The sequence below is a fragment of the Micromonospora kangleipakensis genome (assembly GCF_004217615.1).
Lineage (GTDB): Bacteria > Actinomycetota > Actinomycetes > Mycobacteriales > Micromonosporaceae > Micromonospora > Micromonospora kangleipakensis.
This window is the reverse complement of record NZ_SHLD01000001.1, coordinates 1,225,165-1,242,109: the sequence shown is the minus strand read 5'-3', so window position 1 is coordinate 1,242,109 and position 16,945 is coordinate 1,225,165. Positions and strand designations below refer to the sequence as shown.

The following is a 16,945-nucleotide window of genomic DNA, read 5'->3' as shown; positions in this document are numbered from 1 at the left end:
GTGCCGTATCCGGTCGAGCAGGTCCGCTCGGTCACGCTGCTGTGTGAGGGCGGCCGACTGTTTCTCGATGTCACCGCCGAGGTGCCGGTGGCGGTCTACCCGCCCGGTGAACAACCGGACCCGGCCCGCGTGGCCGGGGTGGACCTGGGATCATCCACCCGTACGCGGTGGCCGGCCCCGACGGGGAGGCACTGCTGGTGTCCGGCCGGGCGATCCGCGCCGAACACCGCATGCACCTGGCCGACACCAAGGCCCGCCGCCGCGGCGTGGCACGGCGGGCGCCGAAGCCGGGTGAGAAGGGGTCGCGGCGGTGGCGGCAGTACCGGCGTCGGGCACGACTGGTGGAGGGCCGGCACCGCCGGCGGGTGTGTCAGGCCCAGCATGAGGCCGCCCGCACGGTTGTTTCCTGGGCGGTGCGGCAGCGGGTGGGTGTGTTGCACGTCGGTGATCCCCGCGGGGTGTTGGACCTTTCTGCGGGGCGGCGGCACAACCTGCGGTTGCGGCAGTGGCAGATCGGCCGCTTGATCCAGATTCTCGTCGACAAGGCCACCCTGGCCGGTATCAGTGTTCGGCTGGTCGACGAACGCGGCACGTCGTCGACCTGCCCCGCCTGCCGAAGGCGGGTGCCGAAGCCTCGTGGACGCACCTTGTCGTGCCCGCACTGCGCATTCTCCGGCCACCGTGACCTGGTCGCGGCTGCCAGCATCGCCACCCGTGTTCCGGGCGGCGGATCCACCACCCCGGCAGCGGTTGTGCTGCCGGAGGTGGTCACGCACCGTCGAGCCGGCCGGCACCTGCCCGGTGCCGGGCGGTCCCGACGTGACCCCCGCCGCCCACCCCGGGCGGCGCAAGGATCAGTTGGCCCGCGGAGGCCCGCCCCACCACCCGGTGGGGAGTCGCTCGCCCCCAAGGCGAGGATCCACAACGCCCACCGCAAACCCGGTGAACGTTAGTGGACACCGCACTAGATACTTCCGGCATGGGCACGCCCTACACTCCTGCCGCCAGGTTCCGCCGCACGCAAGCTGAACGCGTAGATCAACTGCTGTCATGGAAGCGGTCGGACCAAGCGTTCTTCGCCGCTGGCGCATGCCATGTGCTCGCCTGGGTCGCCGTCGAGCGGTACGCCTCAGCCGGTTTCGGCGTCGCGGGATTACGTCAGCTCGGTGAGCCCTACGTCAGTCACGTGATCATCAGCAACGGCCGCTGGACCTTCGACCACGATGGCTGGACGCCCCTGCCCGAGCTGCTGCGCGCCAATGCGGAGTACGAACCAGACCCGGGCTGGGAGCTACTGCCAATCACATCAACACTTCGACACTTCTGCGCCGCTCACAAACACCGAGTGCCGGAGCAGTACGCGCACGACCCGCTGCCACGTGCCCGGAGGTACCTGCAACAGCGGCCCCGCCCACCGGAGGTAGTCTGAACCCTGGACGCCTGCCTTGCAAAGGCGGCTCGGTGCCGTCTTGGCTGCCGATCAATGTCGGCGACTGGCGGTGGAGCCAAGGGCTTTGCTGTCCTGTACCAGCGGTTGTCGGCTGTTGTCGCGCGTCTCGCTGACTTATTGCTGACGGACGGCACTCCCTGGTTGGCCTTGCACGGCCAAGCGACGACCTGACCTGCCTTCCCCGTCGTACTGGGACCGGGTCGCGATACTGGCAGGGTGGGGGCTGTGCTGTTTGAGTTCCCCCCGCTTTGATGGAGCGGTGGTTACCTGCTGCCGGCTGGTGCAGGGGTAGCGATGGTTGGCTCAGCTGGGTTGTGCTGGCGGGTGTGCCAGGCGGTTTCGTGCTCGTCGGGGCTGAGGTAGCCCAGTTCCTTTTGGATGCGGCGGGTGTTGTACCAGCCGTCGATGTAGGCGAATATCGCGTTCTCGGCCTCGTCGCGGGTGCGCCAGCTCGTGCGGTAGACGAGTTCGATCTTCAGCGTCGACCAGAAGTTCTCCATCAGTGCGTTGTCGTACGAGTCGCCGACGGAGCCCATCGAGGGCAGGATTCCGTTGTCCTGCAAGCGTTCAGCGAAGCGGAAGGACGTGTAGTTGGACCCCCTGTCGCTGTGGTGGATCAACTGGCCGTCGCGGACGTCGCGGGACCAGATGCCGTATTCGAGTGCGGCGAGGATGAGGTCGGTGTCGCAGCGGTCGGAGGTCTTCCATCCGACGATCCGGCGGGAGAAGGCGTCGCGGACCGCTGCCAGCCAGAACACGCCTTCGCCGCATGGGATGCGGGTGGCGTCGGCGACCCAGAGCCGGTTCGGCCCGGTTGCGGTGAACTGACGGTTGACCAGATCCGGCGCCGGCGTCGCCCGCGGGTCCTGCTTCGTGGAGCCGCCGCGCCAGCCGCGGCGCAGGAACGCGCCCCGCCAGCCCTGCTGCGCCATCAGCCGTTCCACCCGCTTGCGGCCCACGCGGATGCCGTCGCGGCGTAGCTGCCGGTGCACCCGGTCCGCGCCGTAGGTGTGCCCCGACGCGGTCCAGATCTCGTGAATGTTGGACAGCAACCCCAGGTCGACTACGTCACGGTCGCAGGGCTGTTCGACCTGCTTGACCCACGCGTAGTAGGTCGAGGCGCCGACGTTGAGGACCCGTAGCAGGAGCGCGACCGCGAACTGGTCACGGTGTTCATAAATGAACGTCATGACCGCCGCCGGGTCGGGTCGAGCTCCGCCGCGAAATACGCGCTCGCCGCTTTCAGGATCTCGTTCGCCCGCCGCAGCTCGGCGACTTCTTTGCGCAGCCGCCGGTTCTCCTCGGCCATCTCGCTGGTGGGCCGGTCGTGACGCTCACCCGCGTCGGCCTCGGCCTGCCTGATCCAGTTCCGCAACGCCTCGTGATGCACGCCGAGCTGCTCGGCCAGGCGCCGGATCACGGGCTTCGGGTCCGACTCGCGATACAAGCGCACAGCGCGCTGGCGTAGCTCGTCGGGGTACTTCTTCGGTGCTGCCACGGACGACTTCCTCCCCATGGCCATCAGACCATGATCAAGAAGCTCCATGAAAGCGGGGGTGGCTCAGTTCGACGTCGACGGAGTACTTCGTGACTCCTACGGCGGCAGCCACGTATCGGTGTGGCGGTCCTGGTGTCTGCAGCGAGGGCTGGATGACGGGCTGGTCGGTCTACGGACGTTCGGACGCCGCCCCCGAGACGTAATCGCCGAGGTGGCTCCTGAGCTCGAGGTGGACCGGGAGTGCGCGGTGCTGGGACTAGACACGCCGACAGCGGGAGGGATCGAACGTGTGTTCGAGTAGGCCGCTCGGGGTGGAGGTACGTGGTCGGTGGTGGAACGGGAGCTGGGGCCGCATGGCCCGGCGGGACATGTGGCTGCTCTCGGACGGCCGGCTCTACCTGGCTAGTCACGGACGGCGTCCCGATCAACCTGGCACAGCGGGTCATGGGCCACGAACAGGCGTCGACGACGCTGAATCGTCATACGCATGCTCCGGCCGACTAAGCCGCTCGGATCTTGGATGCCTTCACGCTGCCTGCTGACAATCTGCTGACTCCTGCGGCGGAGCCGCCCAGCGAGAGCCTGCCCGACAGCATGGGAGAGTCGCTGTGACCTGCGGCGCAGCGCCCACCCCAAAAGGGGACGACCCCCGTCGGGGGGAGACGGGGGTCGTCGGAGGTTCGGCTCCGGGGGGGTCGAGCCGAACCCACTCAGCGGTCACGGGGGGTGCAACCGCCGAGGGCTTCCGGGTGACGAGACGCAAGCTCTCGTCGCGAGCACAAGCATGCCGCAATGGACCGGTATACGTCGAGTGGCGTGCGTCCACCCGTCGCCAATTTGTGTTCGGAGAGTGTGACTGTCGTCACTCTCAGCAGAGGTGGGGGCGTCCCGACCGGCCGGGAGGCCCCGGGCACCCGCCAGCCGCGGACCGTCGGGCTAGACTTTCGCGCCGTGGGCCGAAGTGCCGCTTTCTTCGATCTGGACAAGACCGTCATCGCCAAGTCGAGCGCCCTGGCGTTCGGTCGGCCGTTCTACCGGGACGGGCTGATCACCCGGCGTGACGTGGTCAAGTCGGCGTACGCGCAGCTGATGTTCCGGCTGGGCGGCACCGACGAGCAGACCATGGCCCGGACCCGGGACTACCTGGCCACGCTCTGCAAGGGCTGGCAGGTGGAACAGGTCCGCCAGATCGTCGCGGAGACGCTCCACGAGCTGATCAATCCCTACGTGTACGCCGAGGCGGCCGCCCTCATCGAGGAGCACCAGGCCGCCGGGCGGGACGTCGTGCTGGTCTCCGCCTCCGGCGAGGAGATGGTCCGCCCGATCGGTGAGCTGCTCGGGGTGACCGACGTGATCGCCACCCGGATGGCGGTCGAGGACGGCCGGTACAGCGGCGAGGTCGAGTTCTACGCCGCCGGCGCGAGCAAGGTCGACGCGGTCGGTGAGCTGGCCACGGAGCGCGGCTACGACCTGGCCGACTCGTACGCCTACTCCGACTCGTACAGCGACCGGCCGCTGCTGGAGTGCGTCGGGCATCCCAGCGTCGTCAACCCGGACCGGGCGCTGCGCAAGCTGGCGGTGGAGAACTCGTGGCCGGTGCTGGAGTTCCGGCACCCGGTGCCGCTGGGCCGGCGGCTCCGGGATCGGCCTGCCGTGCCGGTCGCCGCGGCGGCGCTCGGCGTGGGCGTCGGGGTGGCCATCGGCATCGCCTGGTACGGCCGGCACCGCCGGGCCAAGGTCGCCCCGCTCGCCTGACCGCTCCGCGCGGATCGAGGCCCCGAGCAGCACGCGCCGCAGATCCTGCGGGCAACCGCGGCGGCGAGCGGTTCAGGATCAGGACGCGGCGAGCACCTCGTCGCCGATGAGCTCGATCTGGTCCGCGCCGATCTCCACGGCGCTCATGTAGTGGCGGAGCCAGGAGCGGAGCCCGTCCGGGGTGCCGGTGGCGAAGGCGCCGGCCGCACCCACGTACTCCGGTTCCCGCTCGTGGTGGCCGACGTCGACGGCGACCAGCCCGCGCGGGTCGAGGCCGCTGGCGAGCAGCACCAGCCGGGCGGCGGCCCGGGCCACCACCCCGGACGGCCCGGCGAAGGGGCGCAGGTTCAGCAGCTCGCCGTGCACAACGGCGGCCAGCACCAGCGGGGAGACCTTCGTGCCCCCGGCGACCAGGCCGGCCAGCCCGTCCAGGCGCGCCGCGACCACCGGGTCGGCCACCGGCCGGCCCAGCTCGGGCTCCGCCACGACGTCGCGGGCGGCGAGGACGTGCAGCTTGGCGAGGGCCTGGCGCGGCGCCTTCGGCCAGAGCTCGCTCAGCCCCGGCAGCGCCCCGGCGACCCGCAGCGCGCCCTGGAGCACGGGGTCGGTGACCGTGCCGGCCCGGACTGCCTCGCGCTCGTGCGTACGCCCCTCCAGTGCGGCGCTGGCCACCGCGGACCGGAGGCTGACCTCGGCCGCGACCTGGCCGCCGTGCCGGCGCAGCGCGCGGTGCCGGTGCGCCTGGTCGACCCGGTCGCGGGCGCGCTCGACGGCGGGCGCGATGTCGGCGAGCGCGAGCAGCGGGGCGAGCGGATCGATGGTCACCCCGCCACGCTAGCGACCCGCCCGGCCCGGCCGGCCGCCACCCGTCGACAGGGCGACCCGGACCACCCGCGGCCTCGCCCGGCCCGATGATCAAGCCGGCGTGCGGAATGTCGCGGTGATCAGCGGCCGAACACCGCAACGTGCCGAAAACCGGGCGACGACACGCCCGCGGACCGGGCGGGCCGCCGGGCGCGCGGTCCAGGCCGCTGGGCGCGCGAGCGGTCACCGGGCTCTCGCGGGCGCGCGGCGCCACGACTAACCTCAGCCGGGTAGGAGACGCAGGTCACGCGACGAAGGAGTCACCGCATGAGCGAGGCATTGGCCAACTTGTTGAACGAGACGCGCCAGTTCCCGCCGCCGGCCGAGCTCGCCGCGAACGCCAACGTCACCGCCGAGGCGTACGCCGAGGCGGCGGAGGACCGGCTCGGCTTCTGGGCGCGCCAGGCCGGGCGGCTGGCCTGGGCGAAGCAGTGGGACCAGGTGCTCGACTGGTCGAACCCGCCCTTCGCGAAGTGGTTCGTCGGCGGGCAGCTGAACGTGGCGTACAACTGCCTGGACCGGCACGTGGAGGCCGGTCGGGGCGACAAGGTGGCGATCCACTGGGAGGGCGAGCCGGGTGACACCCGCACCCTCACCTACGCCGACCTGCACAAGCTCACCTGCCAGGCGGCGAACGCGCTGACCGAGCTGGGCGTGCGGGCCGGCGACCGGGTGGCGATCTACCTGCCGATGATCCCGGAGGCGGCGGTCGCGATGCTGGCCTGCGCCCGGATCGGCGCCACGCACAGCGTGGTCTTCGGCGGCTTCTCCGCCGACGCGTTGACCAACCGGATCCAGGACGCCACCGCGAAGGTGGTGATCACCGCCGACGGCGGCTACCGGCGGGGCAAGCCGTCGGCGCTGAAGCCGACGGTGGACGAGGCCGTGGCGAACTGCCCGTCGGTGGAGCACGTGCTGGTGGTCCGCCGCACGGGCGAGGACGTCGCCTGGTCGGCGAAGGACCACTGGTGGCACGAGACGGTGGAGACCGCCGCGCCGGAGCACACCGCGCAGCCGTTCGACGCCGAGCACCCGCTGTTCATCCTCTACACCAGCGGCACCACGGCCCGTCCGAAGGGCATCCTGCACAGCACCGGCGGCTACCTCACCCAGACGTCGTACACCACGCACGCGGTCTTCGACCTGAAGCCGGAGACGGACGTCTACTGGTGCACCGCCGACATCGGCTGGGTGACCGGGCACTCCTATATCGTGTACGGCCCGCTCTCCAACGGCGCCACCCAGGTCATGTACGAGGGCACCCCGGACACCCCGCACAAGGGCCGGTTCTGGGAGATCGTCGACAAGTACAAGGTGACGATCCTCTACACCGCGCCGACGCTGATCCGCACCATGATGAAGTGGGGCGAGGACATCCCCGCCGGCTACGACCTCTCGTCGCTGCGGCTGCTCGGCAGCGTCGGCGAGCCGATCAACCCGGAGGCGTGGATCTGGTACCGCCAGCACGTCGGCCGAGGTGAGCTGCCGATCGTGGACACCTGGTGGCAGACCGAGACCGGCGCGATCATGATCTCGCCGCTGCCCGGCGTCACCGCGGCCAAGCCAGGCTCGGCGATGACCCCGCTGCCCGGCATCGTCGCCGACGTGGTGGACGACCAGGGCCAGTCGGTGCCGAACGGCGGCGGTGGCTACCTGGTGCTGCGCGAGCCGTGGCCGTCGATGCTGCGCACGATCTGGGGCGACGACAACCGGTTCATCGAGACCTACTGGAGCCGGTTCGCGGGCCTGTACTTCGCCGGCGACGGGGCGAAGAAGGACGACGACGGGCACATCTGGCTGCTCGGCCGGGTCGACGACGTGATGCTGGTGTCCGGGCACAACATCTCCACCACCGAGGTGGAGTCGGCCCTGGTCAGCCACCCGTCGGTGGCGGAGGCGGCGGTGGTCGGCGCGACCGACCCGACCACCGGGCAGGCGATCGTCGCGTTCGCCATCCCGCGTGGCACCGTGGACACCGCTGGCGAAGCCGGCGAGCAGCTCATCGCCGAGCTGCGCAACCACGTGGCGAAGACGCTCGGTCCGATCGCCAAGCCGCGGCAGATCATGCTGGTGCCGGAGCTGCCGAAGACCCGCTCCGGCAAGATCATGCGCCGGCTGCTGCGGGACGTCGCCGAGAACCGGTCGCTGGGCGACGTGACCACGCTCCAGGACTCCTCGGTGATGGAGCTGATCTCCTCGGGCATGGGTGGCGGCAAGTCCGACGAGGACTGAGGCCCGACTCTCGGGTCATCTCGTGGGCGGGGGCGGCACGGCGTGCCGTCCCCGCCCGCCTCTGTGTCTGCCCTGCCGTACGGAAGGGCTCCGGCGGGCCGTCGTCGCGCCCGATCGCATCGGGGTGACACATGTGATCGGCTCACGATTACGACCGATCGGTCGATCTCGACCCGCCCGGACGGATGGACCGTCGTCTCATTACTTGCTGATCGGCAATCTTTCTGTCTATGTTCGCCCGGATCGGGCCCGCTGTGGCGCTCGCCACTACATGGACCTTTCCGATCATCCCTCCCTCACGCCCCCAGGATTTGGAGCGGCATGAATACCACACCGCATCGGCGGCGACGCCTACTCGTCGCGCTGCCCGCCATCGCCCTCGCCGCCACGTCACTGACCGTGACGGGCAGCGCGGCCGCCCAGGAGTCCGGTCCCGCCCGCGCCACGGTCGGGTCGGACGAGTTCTACATCAACTACGCCGAGCCCGCGGTGCAGCCGGACACCAGCGGCCCGGAGGTCAAGGGCGCAGGGGGTGTCTACGCCCCGGCTCTGGACAAGGCCCGGGCCTACGACCGCAAGTACGCCACCGGTAACCCGGTGGCCGCACGGGAGCTGGCGAAGCTCGAGGCCAAGGCGATCAAGACCGGACAGAACCCGCGTCAGATCAAGGGAGCCAAGGGCACCCAGACCGCCAAGCTGCTGACCCTGCTGGTGGAGTTCAACGACCAGGCGAACGACGACTTCACCGACGTGATGGTCCCCAAGACGGTCTTCGAGGACCGGAGCTGCGTCCCCGGCACCGTGCAGAACGGACCGAAGCACAACGGCATCCCGGACCCGGCGACCCTGCCCCACGAGGACAACAACTCCATGTGGGTGCCGGACTTCTCGCCCGAGCACTTCGACAAGATGCTCTACACCAAGGAGGGCATCACCGAGCGGGTCCGCAAGGACCTGACCGGCCCGGACGGCAAGCCGGGCGTCAGCCTCGCCGGCCGGACGATGCACAACATGTACCTGGAGATGTCCAAGGGCGCGTACACGGTCGACGGGCAGGCCAGCCCGTGGATCACCGTGCCGCACTCGGAGGCCTGGTACGCCGCGTCCCGCTGCTTCAAGAACGACAAGGGCGAGTGGGTCGCCGGCGCGATGCAGTCGATGAACGGCCACCCGGACAACCCGCTCGGCGCGGGCCGGCTGGCCACGGACGCGGTCGACGCGCTGGCCAAGATGGACCCGAGCTTCCCGTGGGCCGACTACGACATCGAGGACCAGGGCGACGTCGACAGCGACGGCAACGTCAACGAGCCGGACGGCGTGATCGACCACCTGGTGCTGGTGCACGCCGGAATGGGCAAGTCCCGCGGCGGCGGCGACCAGGGCGTCTACGCGGTCTGGGCGCACTCGTCGGCGGTGGCCGGCGGCTACAGCATCCCCGGCACGAAGGTGAAGGTCTCGAACTACATCGTGCAGCCGGAGGACGCCGGGGTCGGCGTCTTCGCCCACGAGTTCGGCCACGACCTCGGCCTGCCGGACCTCTACGACACCTCCGGCACCCCCGGCTCCGACTCGGACGTCGACTTCTGGGACCTGATGGCGTCCGGCTCGCACACCGGCGAGATCTTCCAGGCGCTGCCGACCCACATGGGCCTCTGGGACAAGTGGGTGCTCGGCTGGGCCGACCCGCTGACCGTCACGCCGGGTTCCGACCCGCGTGACGTGCAGCTCGGCCAGACCTCGAACACCCCGGTCGGCACCAAGGACGGCATCAAGGTCAACCTGCCGAACAAGGTGATCACCCTGGCCACCCCGCACAGCGGCGCCAACATGTGGTACGGCGGCGCCGACCAGGACTGGGCCGACGTGAAGCTGTCCCGCCAGGTCGACGTGCCGGCCGCGGCCGACGCGAAGTTCTGGATGTGGAACAACTACGTCATCGAGGAGGACTGGGACTACGGCTTCGTCGAGGTCTCGACCGACGGCGGGACCAACTGGTCGGAGCTGAAGGTCTACGACGCCGCCGGCAACCTCGTCTCCACCGACGACGGCTACGCCGACCCGAACGGCCGGATGGGCGACTACGGCGGCAAGAAGTACGGCCTCACCGGTGACAGCCACGGCTGGCGTCACGACTACGTCGACCTGTCGGGGTACGCCGGCAAGACCGTGCAGCTGCGGCTGCGGCAGGCCACCGACGCCGGGTTCCTGGAGCGGGGCTGGTTCGCCGATGACTTCTCGGTCACCGGCGGCGGCGCCACCACCTGGAGCGACGACGTCGAGGGCGGCGCGAACGGCTGGACCCAGACCGGCGGGAGCTGGGCCGGCACCACCGGCGCGGGTTGGCACATCGACTCGGGCACCCAGGTCAAGGCGCACTACTACCTGGCCGAGTGGCGCAACTTCAACGGCTTCGACAAGGGCCTGAAGTACGCCTACGACACGGTCTACTCGCACGAGGCCTGGAAGGTCGACCGGATCTCGTACAACGCCCCGGGCATGCTGGTCTGGTACCGGGACACCGCGCTGGGCAACGTCAACCACGTCTCAGCGCAGCTCACCGCCCTGCCGAGCTACGGCGCCAAGGGCGGCCTGCTGATCGTCGACTCGCACAACCAGCCGCTGCGCCGGGCGGGTGAGGCGGCGGTCAAGGACACGTCGACGCTCGACAACGTGCCCAGCCGTCCGCAGTCCTCGAACGCGGCCTTCTCGCTCACCTCGACGTACCCCTTCCAGGAGTGCCTCGAGGCGACGGACGAGCCGTACAGCGAGTACTGCACCAGCTTCGGCGCCCAGGCGCCGGTGGCCGGCTTCAGCGACGCGAAGGGCTGGTACCCGGGGCTCGAGGTTCGCAGCGGGCGGCTCTTCGCCCGGGACAGCGACGCCTCGGTGGTCATCCCGTCGCGGAACGGCGTGCCGTACACCACCCGGATCACCAACCCGGACGGCACCCCGGCGACCGGCCTCTACGGCACCGACCTCGGGTTCACTGTGCTGGGTTCGGGCAACCCGGGTGACCAGAACGCCGCGTACGGCGTCTCCATCACCATCCTGAAGGCCGCGAAGGACAACTCGTACGCCACGGTGCACGTCACCGCGGCAACCAACTGATCTGAGCGGCCCGTCGACCGACGGGACACACGGCGGGGCCCGTCTGGAGCACACTGCTCCGGACGGGCCCCGTCTTTGTCTTACGCCACCCGGCATCCGGTCAACTTTTGGTGTGACATTCTTGCTGCCCCCAACGCTCCCCATTTGGGACCCCCATAATCGCGATTACGCTAGGTGATCGTGGCCGAAACGTAATGTGAACCGGCGCCAAACCAGTGCGCTCATTAGTCCGCTTTTGTCCGGAGAAGATGGGCAGCGCCTCAGGTGATTGACCGATGACAACGATGCAAACCTCTGTCATTGTGAGTGACGCATGACATGACAGTGATGGCCTTGGCTGTCTCTGTCATGTAACAGATCCACAAAGGAGGAGGACCTTTGAGGAGACGAGTCACGGCGGGCAGCTCCGCTGTCGTCGGGGCGGCCGGTGTGGCGTTGGCAGTCGCTGCTTTGCAGTTGCCGGCCGCCGCGGCGCCTGTCGCGAACGACGGCGCTACCCAGCGCCCGGCAAACGCCGCTGCCCACCGGCAGGACAACCGCCCCGGCCCGCTCACGAAGCAGTGGATCGAGAAGCGTAAGGGCGCGCTCGCGAAGGTCGCGAAGGGCGAGGCAGAGATCGACGAGCACGGCAACGTCACGGTCGACGCCGAGACGAACAACGTCGTTGAGGTCGCGTTCGAGAAGACCGACAAGATCTTCACCATTCTCGCCGAGTTCGGGACGCAGAGCGTGGGCCGCTACGGCACCGCTCCCGGTCCCCTGCACAACGAGATCCCCCAGCCCGACCGGTCGGTGGACAACTCCACCACCTGGGCCGCCGACTTCAACACCCCCCATTACGAGGAACTCTTCAACGGCTCCGGCGAGTCGATGAAGCGCTACTACGAGGATCTCTCCTCCGGCAAGTACTCGGTGACGAACACCGTCAGCGACTGGGTCCAGGTCCCCTACAACGAGTCCTACTACGGCGACAACGCTGTTGAGGACAACGGCGGCTCGTGGGCGTTCATCCAGGACAGCGGCAACGCCTGGTACCAGAACGCGCTCAAGACCATGACCGCGGCTGAGATCGACTCGTACCTGGCGCAGTTCGACGTCTGGGACCGTTACGACTTCGACAACGACGGCAACTACGACGAGTCGGACGGGTACATCGACCACTTCCAGGCGGTCCACGCCGGTGAAGGCGAGGACGCCGGCGGCGGCGCGCAGGGCGCCGACGCCATCTGGTCGCACCGCTGGTACGTCAACCAGAGCGACTACGGCCTGACCGGCCCGACCGTCGGCGACCAGGGGAACCTGTCCGGCGGTGCCCGGATCGGCAACTCGAAGTACTGGCTCGGCGACTACACCACCGAGCCGGAGAACGGCGGCCTCGGCGTCTTCGCCCACGAGTTCGGCCACGACCTCGGACTGCCGGACTACTACGACACCGCGGGAGGCGAGAACGGCACCGCGTTCTGGACGCTGATGAGCTCCGGCTCGTGGCTCGGCCACGGCGCCGACGCGAACGAGGGCATCGGCACGACGCCCGGGCTGATGGGCCCGGAGGAGAAGCTGTTCCTCGGCTGGCTCGACTACCGCGACGTCAACCTCGGCCAGAGCGGCACCGTCCAGCTCGACCCGGCCCAGGACGCCAACGCCGCCAACGCGCAGGCGATCAAGGTCAACCTGCCGTCCGCGACCACGTCGAAGACGTACACGACGCCCGCTTCGGGGCAGTACGCCTGGTGGACCGGTAGCGCCGACCACTTGAACGAGTCGCTCTCGCACGCCGTACCGGCCGCGTCCCGGGTCACCGTGACGGCGAAGGCGTGGTACGACATCGAGTCCGGCTACGACTACCTGTACGGCGAGTACTCGACCGACGGCGGCACGACCTGGACACGCACCGGCCAGCCGGTCACCGGGTCGTCCAGCGGACGCTGGACCACGCTGCGCTTCTCCTACGACGCCAACGGCGTGCCCACGCAGTTCCGGTTCCGGTACCAGACGGACGGCGGCGTCCACTTCGCCGGCGCGTTCCTCGACGACATCGTCGCCAAGTCCGGCGGCACGACGCTGTTCACCGACGACGTCGAGCAGACCGGTGGGTGGACCGCGACGGGCCTGTGGCAGCGCGCCACAGGCACGGTGTCGACCACGGCCGACCGGTACTACCTGCTCGAGAACCGGCAGTACGTCGGTTACGACGACACCCTGCGCACCGGTCCCTACCAGTTCAGCTACGCCTACACCGCGCCGAACAAGGTCGAGTTCTTCTCGTTCCGGCCCGGCCTGCTGGTCTGGTACGTCGACCACACGGTCGAGGACAACAACACCTCGGAGCACCCGGGTAGCGGCGCCGCGCTTCCGGTGGACGCCCGGCCCGCGCCGTTCACCTACCCCGACGGCACCCGGCCGAGCAACCGTCGCCAGCCGTTCGACGCGACCTTCGGGACCCAGTCGGTGCCGGAGATGTGCCTGCACAAGGAGGTGCTGGCGGGCAGCGGGAAGTCGCAGACCGTCCAGACCCTGGCGGCATGTGCTCCGGCCAACGCCGGTATCCCGACGTTCGACGACAGCAACCCGACGGCGTACTACAGCACTGCGAATCCGCAGAGCAGTGTCAAGGTGGCCGGCCACGGTGTGCAGGCCACGGTCACCGCGGAGTCGGGCAACATCCTGACCGTCAGCGTGGTCAACCCGCCGGCCGGCGGGTGAGCCGGTAGATCCTGCGGCACCACCCCGACCAGCGACATGGTCGTGAAGGTCACCAACTGATCGGGGAGCACGTCCGGAGGGGCCGGTGGCGGCGATGCCACCGGCCCCTTCCGCATGTCCAGCGAACGACAGATGTCACTCCACTTTGGCGTGACGCCGTTTCCCCTGCTCATCGACGTCGATGGCCGGATCCGGTTGTGGCGGTGAAAAGCATTCCCAACAAGAAGTTGCTACAAATCGACGGTCCTGTCTTCCCACCCGTAACGGGAATGTCTATCTTCACCATTGGTCCCACTCGTGGGACCACTTCACCGGCCCGTACCCCCGTTGGGCCGGTTCCCTCACACCGGAGGTACCACGTGCGCAAAGTCGCAGTGGGTCTGCTCGGGCTTTCACTGACGGCGACGGGGCTGGTGGCGGGCACGACCGCCAGCGCGTCACCGCAGCCCAAGGCACTGACGACCGCACCGTCAGTCGCCGAGCCCGCCCAGGTCGACCACGAGATGCCCAACCCGCTCGAGGAGAAGCGGCGGGCGCTGCGCCAGGAGGGTCTCAGCGAGGTCCTCTCCGGCAAGGCCAAGGCACAGAAGATCAACGGCAGCACGGTCGTCAAGGTCGGCAGGAGCGCCGCCGGCGCGGCCGGCGCAGTCGGCGCCGACGCCCGTTCGGCCCGCGCCGGCAACGGCCAGAAGGACCAGTACGTCGAGCTGCAGCGCGAAAAGTCGGACCGGATCTTCGTGATCCTGGCCGAGTTCGGCAACGAGCGGCACCCGTCCTACCCGGACAAGGACACCGACCCCGAAACCCCCGGGCCGACCCGGTTCGACGGTCCGCTGCACAACCAGATCCCGGCCCCCAACCGGGCGATGGACAACTCCACCGTCTGGCAGTCGAACTACAGCGCGGAGCACTTCCGCCAGCTGTACTTCGGCACCAAGCCGGGCGACGAGTCGCTCAAGCAGTACTACGAGGCCCAGTCGTCCGGCCGGTACACGGTCGACGGCGAGGTCACCGACTGGGTCAAGGTCAAGTACAACGAGGCCCGGTACGGCCGGTCGAACGACCCGGTGCCGGACCCGGACCCGAACGACCCGCCGAACCCGGACGACGACCCGGCGGTCTGCCAGGACACCACCTGCCCGAACACCTGGGCGCTGGTGCGGGACGCCGCCAACCAGTGGGTCGCCGACCAAAAGGCCAAGGGCCGATCCGACGCCGAGATCGCGGCCGACGTGAGGTCCTTCGACCAGTGGGACCGGTACGACGTCGACGGCGACGGCAACTTCAACGAGCCGGACGGCTACCTCGACCACTTCCAGATCGTCCACTCCGGCGGCGACCAGGCCGACGGTGACCCGCTGCAGGGTGAGGACGCCATCTGGAGCCACCGCTGGTACGCCTACGGCACGGACATCGGCGAGACCGGCCCGGCCGGCGCGCCGCTCGGCGGCACCCAGATCGGCGACACCGGCATCTGGATCGGCGACTACACGGTGCAGCCGGAGAACGGCGGCCGGAGCGTCTTCTACCACGAGTACGGCCACGACCTGGGCCTGCCGGACGACTACAACACCGGCGCCAGCGGCGACAACAGCCAGGAGCACTGGACCCTGATGGCCCAGAGCCGGGTCAGCGCCAAGAACGACGCCGGCATCGGCGAGCGCGGCGCCGACCTGGGCGCCTGGAACAAGCTGCAGCTCGGCTGGCTGGACTACGAGACCGTGGTCCCGGCCAAGCAGGACCCGCAGACGATCGACCTGGGCCGGGAGGAGTACAACTCCAAGAAGCCCCAGGCCGCGGTGGTGGTGCTCCCGAAGCGGACCTACACCTTCAACAACGGCAAGCCGGCCGAGGGCACCAGGCAGTACTTCTCCGGCAACGACGACAACCTGAACACCACGATGACCCGGACGTTCGACTTCACCGGGAAGTCCAGCGCGTCGCTGTCGATGAAGGCCCGCTACAACATCGAGAACAACTACGACTACCTGTACTTCGAGGCCTCGCTGGACGCCGGCAAGACCTGGACGGCCCTGCCGTTCAAGATCAACGGCACGCCGACCACCAGCAACGGCCGCAACGCCCTCACCGGTGACAGCGACACCAACGGCGACGACGAGGCCGACTGGGTCGACCTCACCGTCCCGATGGACCTGGCCGCGGGCAAGGTCGTGCAGTTCCGCTACCACTACATCACCGACGGCGGCGTCTCCACCGGCGGCTTCTACGGCGACGCGATCACCGTGACCGCCGACGGGCAGACCGTCCTCTCCGACGGCGCCGAGGCCGGCGCGAGCGACTGGGCCCTCAACGGCTTCAGCATCGTCGAGGAGACCTACACCCGCGACTTCGACAACTTCTACATCGCGGGCAACCGGTCGTACGTCTCGTACGACCAGTACCTGAAGACCGGTCCGTACTACTTCGGCTACGCCAACACGCGGCCGGACTACGTGGACCACTACGCGTACCAGACGGGTCTGCTGATCACCTACTGGAACCTCCGGTACGCGGACAACAACACCATGCCGTACGACAAGAAGTTCAACCCCGGCGGTCACCCGGGTGAGGGTCGGAACCTGAACATCGACTCGCGCCCGAAGCCGCTGTACAACCTGACCGGCAACGCCTGGCGGGCCCGCGTCCAGATCTACGACGCGCCGTTCAGCCTCAAGAAGGCCGACTCGTTCACCCTCCACGTGAACAGCCAGCCGCAGTACATCCGCGGCCAGGCCGCTGCCCCGCTGTTCGACGACAGCAAGCAGTACTGGTACCCGGAGCTGCCGAACCACGGTGTGAAGGTCCCGGTCAACGGGATCAAGATCCGGGTTCTCAAGCAGGATGGCACCTCGATGCGGATCCGCATCTCCTGATCGAGGTTTCACCAGCAGCACCCGATGCCCGGGCGGGTCACCCGCCCGGGCATCGCCCTGTCCGGCGGAACGGTCGCGCCCGCCGGGCGGCCCACCCCGCTCTCCGCCACCGTGCCGCCGACCCTTGCACGACCGACCGCACCCCGCGCAAGCCCACCGACAACCGCCCGCCGGCCGGATCACCCGCGGCGGCACCGGCCCCTGCTACGGGCTGGTGGACGAGAACGACCGCGAGTACGCGCTCTACGGCCCCGAGGCCGGCGAGCTGCGGGTGGGCAGCTTCGTGACGCTGCGGGTCGCGCCGCCGACCTCGTCGGTCGACTGCGGCCCGGGGACGCCGATGCGGATCGTCGCGGACTGAGACCCGCCGCTGAACTGCCGGCGCGCGCACACCGCGGGCGGCAACCCGACGCCGCGGGTGGTGCCGCGCCGAAGGGCCGCGGCCCGGCGGACGGCGGCCCG

The 16,945-nt window shown here is 69.3% G+C and carries 11 protein-coding genes; 8 read left to right on the top strand and 3 right to left on the bottom strand.

Going from position 1 to position 16,945, the window contains the following annotated elements:
- Positions 1-167: 167 nt before the first annotated feature.
- Together EV384_RS06010 and EV384_RS06005 are read left to right on the top strand one after the other, a co-directional pair.
- Positions 168-953, top strand: a complete 786-nt coding sequence (locus EV384_RS06010; protein ID WP_130330912.1) for a zinc ribbon domain-containing protein — start codon at positions 168-170, stop codon at positions 951-953.
- Positions 954-979: 26 nt separating this feature from the next.
- On the top strand, positions 980-1,429 hold the full coding sequence (locus EV384_RS06005; protein WP_130330910.1) for a hypothetical protein: 450 nt from the start codon (positions 980-982) through the stop codon (positions 1,427-1,429).
- A gap of 284 nt (positions 1,430-1,713) precedes the next feature.
- Here the strand turns inward: EV384_RS06005 and EV384_RS06000 are convergent, their stop codons facing one another.
- Complete coding sequence (locus EV384_RS06000; RefSeq protein WP_130330908.1) at positions 1,714-2,640, bottom strand: IS3 family transposase; 927 nt, start codon at positions 2,638-2,640, stop codon at positions 1,714-1,716.
- Positions 2,637-2,948: a transposase gene (locus EV384_RS05995; protein WP_073836452.1), complete on the bottom strand. Its 312-nt coding sequence runs from the start codon at positions 2,946-2,948 to the stop codon at positions 2,637-2,639. The genes EV384_RS06000 and EV384_RS05995 overlap by 4 nt, the downstream gene beginning before the upstream one ends.
- A 951-nt stretch (positions 2,949-3,899) precedes the next feature.
- Here EV384_RS05995 and EV384_RS05985 point away from each other — a divergent pair.
- Complete coding sequence (locus EV384_RS05985; RefSeq protein ID WP_130330902.1) at positions 3,900-4,703, top strand: HAD family hydrolase; 804 nt, start codon at positions 3,900-3,902, stop codon at positions 4,701-4,703.
- 78 nt (positions 4,704-4,781) lie between these two features.
- Here the strand turns inward: EV384_RS05985 and EV384_RS05980 are convergent, their stop codons facing one another.
- Entirely contained in the window at positions 4,782-5,528 is a 747-nt protein-coding gene (locus EV384_RS05980; RefSeq protein WP_130330900.1) for a Fic family protein, read from the bottom strand.
- 306 nt (positions 5,529-5,834) lie between these two features.
- Here EV384_RS05980 and acs point away from each other — a divergent pair, with 306 nt between their 5' ends.
- The 5 genes from acs (at position 5,835) to EV384_RS35795 (ending at position 16,844) form a co-directional block, all read left to right on the top strand.
- Positions 5,835-7,799 (top strand): acetate--CoA ligase, encoded by a 1,965-nt coding sequence (gene acs / locus EV384_RS05975; RefSeq protein WP_130330898.1) that lies wholly within the window; start codon positions 5,835-5,837, stop codon positions 7,797-7,799.
- Positions 7,800-8,120: 321 nt separating this feature from the next.
- Positions 8,121-10,907 (top strand): immune inhibitor A domain-containing protein, encoded by a 2,787-nt coding sequence (locus EV384_RS05970; RefSeq protein WP_130330896.1) that lies wholly within the window; start codon positions 8,121-8,123, stop codon positions 10,905-10,907.
- Between the two features lie 429 nt (positions 10,908-11,336).
- Entirely contained in the window at positions 11,337-13,610 is a 2,274-nt protein-coding gene (locus EV384_RS05965; protein ID WP_242624436.1) for an immune inhibitor A domain-containing protein, read from the top strand.
- A gap of 374 nt (positions 13,611-13,984) precedes the next feature.
- The gene (locus EV384_RS05960; RefSeq protein WP_130340277.1) at positions 13,985-16,483 is read left to right on the top strand and encodes an immune inhibitor A domain-containing protein; all 2,499 of its coding nucleotides are present in this window, start codon (positions 13,985-13,987) and stop codon (positions 16,481-16,483) included.
- 214 nt (positions 16,484-16,697) lie between these two features.
- The gene (locus EV384_RS35795; RefSeq protein WP_242623953.1) at positions 16,698-16,844 is read left to right on the top strand and encodes a hypothetical protein; all 147 of its coding nucleotides are present in this window, start codon (positions 16,698-16,700) and stop codon (positions 16,842-16,844) included.
- The last annotated feature ends 101 nt before the right edge of the window (positions 16,845-16,945 follow it).

Excerpts from the sequence above, each read along its gene's own strand:
- EV384_RS06000 (WP_130330908.1), bottom strand. The coding sequence starts at position 2,640 with ATGACGTTCATTTATGAACACCGTGACCAGTTCGCGGTCGCGCTCCTG.
- EV384_RS06005 (WP_130330910.1), top strand. The coding sequence starts at position 980 with ATGGGCACGCCCTACACTCCTGCCGCCAGGTTCCGCCGCACGCAAGCT.
- acs (WP_130330898.1), top strand. The coding sequence starts at position 5,835 with ATGAGCGAGGCATTGGCCAACTTGTTGAACGAGACGCGCCAGTTCCCG.
- EV384_RS05970 (WP_130330896.1), top strand. The coding sequence starts at position 8,121 with ATGAATACCACACCGCATCGGCGGCGACGCCTACTCGTCGCGCTGCCC.